Annotated in this window: 3 protein-coding genes; all 3 read right to left on the bottom strand. The window is 71.7% G+C overall.

Translation table 11 applies throughout. The features are described from left to right. On the bottom strand, nt 1-738 hold a 738-nt coding region (locus tag AQJ27_RS51260), incomplete at its 3' end, for a GlgB N-terminal domain-containing protein (RefSeq protein ID WP_425275299.1). 59 nt (nt 739-797) lie between these two features. Further along, nucleotides 798-2243 (bottom strand): maltokinase N-terminal cap-like domain-containing protein, encoded by a 1446-nt coding sequence (locus tag AQJ27_RS51255; RefSeq protein WP_067385967.1) that lies wholly within the window; start codon nt 2241-2243, stop codon nt 798-800. A gap of 65 nt (nt 2244-2308) precedes the next feature. Further along, the coding region (locus AQJ27_RS51250) for an alpha-glucosidase C-terminal domain-containing protein (protein ID WP_208948626.1) at nt 2309-2705 on the bottom strand (397 nt) is incomplete at its 5' end.

The following is a 2705-nucleotide window of genomic DNA, read 5'->3' as shown; positions in this document are numbered from 1 at the left end:
GGGACGGGCGCCCCGCCCCGCCATCCACTCCTCGTCCGTCCACACATGGTGCGACCGCGTGACGATCGAGGCGGTCGCCGGAGGCACCTCGGTGCGGCGGGCCATCGGGTCGGCGCGCATCGTGTGCGTACCGTCGGGCCGGGTGATGTCGAACTTGTACGGCGTTCCCTCGCCGATGCCGGGCAGGAACAGCTCCCAGACGCCCGAGGAACCGAGCGACCGCATGGGGTAGGCGGTGCCGTCCCAGTGGCAGAAGTCCCCGCAGACCCTGACCCCCTGGGCGTTGGGTGCCCAGACCGTGAAGCGGGTGCCGGTCACGCCCTGGTGGGTCAGGGGATGAGCCCCGAGCGCCCGCCACAGCTCCTCGTGGCGTCCCTCGCCGATCAGATGGAGATCGACCTCGCCCAGCGCGGGCAGGAAGCGATACGGGTCGTGCACCTCGTACGCGTGGCCCGCGTACATCACCGACAGCACGTACTCGGGGATCGAGTCGAGCGGCAGGACGCCCGAGAAGAGGCCGTCACCGACCCCCCGTAGCTCCGTGCGCCGTCCGTCCACCACCACCGCGACGGCCTCGGCGTACGGTCGGAGCACGCGGAACACGACGCCGCCCGGCACCGGGTGCGCGCCGAGCAGCGCGTGCGGATCGTGGTGGGCGCCCGACAACAGGCGCGCGCGGTCCGTCGCGTCCAGCGCGGCTACCGGCCTGGTGCCAACGGCGGTGGTGTGAACTGCCACGGCTTCAGCCTCCTCGGGGAAAGCGGTGGGGCGGATGGATCCTGGGCTCCGGGTCGTCGTCAAAGGCGTTCAGCAGGACGTTCGACACGGTGTTCGGTGAGGTGTTCGGTGGGGTGTTCGCCACGCCGTTCCCCCGCGCCTTCGGCGAGGCGACCGACCGCCGCCATCGGGACAGGCAGCCAGTCGGGCCGGTGTCTCGCCTCGTACAGCACCTCGTACACGGCCCTGTCGGTCTCGTACGCGCGCAGCAGTTCGGGCTCCTCGCGCGGGTCCCACGCGGCCGCGGCGGCGTACCCCGCGCAGAAGGCCTCCCGGCAGCGCTGCGCCCAGTGGGGGCGCCACGGTCGGCGGGAGCGCGCGGCGTAGTCGAAGGAGCGCAGCATGCCCGCGACATCGCGTACGGGGGACTGGAGGCGTCGGCGCTCGGTGAGCGGACGGGCCGGCTCGCCCTCGAAGTCGATGACGGACCACTGCCGCCCGGCCCGCAGCACCTGCCCCAGGTGGAGGTCGCCGTGAATCCGTTGCGCCGGCCGAATCGCCGCGTCCAGCAACGCGAGCGCGTCGAAGGCCGACCGCAGCCCGGCCGCGTAGGGCCGGAGTTCGGGCACGGAGCGGGCCGTGGTGTCGAGCCGTTCACTCATCGCGGCCGCGAGTTGCCGGTGCTGCAACGGACTGGGCGCTCGTACGGGGAACGCCGCCGCCAGCGCCACATGTATCTCGGCGGTGGCCCGGCCGAGTTCGAATGCCTCCTCGGTGAACTCCCCGCCCGAGGTGAGCGATTGGAGTGCCAGGGTCCAGCCGTCGGAGGCGTCGCGCAGGAACGGCTGGAGCACCCCGAGTGTCGCCTCCCGCGGCTGTGAGGTGCCGAACCACGCCGCGGGGGCGGGTACGCGCGAGCAGCCCTGCCGGGCCAGCGCCCAGGGCACCTCCAGGTCGGGGTTGATGCCCGGCTGGACGCGGCGGAAGACCTTCAGGATGAAGGAGTTCCCGTACACGAGGGAGGAGTTCGACTGCTCGGTGTCGAGGAGCCGGGGGGCGAGACCGGGGGGGACCGTCACCTGGGGATCCCGCTCGAAGAGCAGCGGTCCCGCGGCCCCGGGCGTGCGCAGCCGCTCCAGGAGCAGACCCGCCGCGTCGGGATCGTGGAAGGCGTCGTACACGCTGAGGTCGGCCAGGGGGCCCGCGCTCGGACGGCCTATGAAGGCGGGGGCGAGCCGGGGTGGCAGGACCTCGCGTGCGCCGAGCAGGAGCTGGTAGCAGTCGTCGGGCGGGGGAGTGCCAGGACCTCCGTCGTCGGAGCCGCCGAGGTGTTCGGTGCGTATCAGGAGATGCAGGCAGCCCGGGTACAGCTCGGTCGACGACACCACGCTCAGACCGGTGACGGGATGGCCCTTGCCCGCGAACCAGCGCTGCCGTGGCAGCCATTGCCGCAGCAGTTCGGCGAGCGAGGTGAGCAGTGCGGCGGGGGCATGGCCGCCCGGACGGTGCAACGCGGTCTTCGGCATGGCGACACGTCCTTTCAGAGGCAAGCGATCTTCGATGGGCACACGACCACGTGCATCACGTGCGGTCAGGATCGCCTGGCGGTGCCGGGGGTGACCGCGCGTCGCAGCCGGAACCAGTAGAAGCCGTGGCCCGCGAGGGTGAGCAAGTACGGCAGCTCTCCGATGGCCGGGAATCGCACCCCGCCGATGAGTTCGACGGGGTGGCGGCCGTTGAAGGCCCGCAGGTCCAGTTCGGTGGGCTGGGCGAAGCGGGAGAAGTTGTGCACGCACAGGACGAGGTCGTCCTCTTTGCCCTCGGTCGAGGGGGCTTCGCGCAGGAAGGCGATGACCGCGGGGTTGGAGGACTGGAGTTCCGTGTAGGAGCCGAGGCCGAAGGCCTGGTTCTGCTTGCGGATCTCGATCATGCGGCGGGTCCAGTGCAGCAGGGACGAGGGCGAGGACATGGAGGCCTCGACGTTCGTG

The sequence above is a fragment of the Streptomyces olivochromogenes genome (assembly GCF_001514115.1).
Lineage (GTDB): Bacteria > Actinomycetota > Actinomycetes > Streptomycetales > Streptomycetaceae > Streptomyces > Streptomyces olivochromogenes.
The sequence above is the reverse complement of the archived record's forward strand: the minus strand, read 5'-3'. Positions and strand labels throughout refer to the sequence as shown.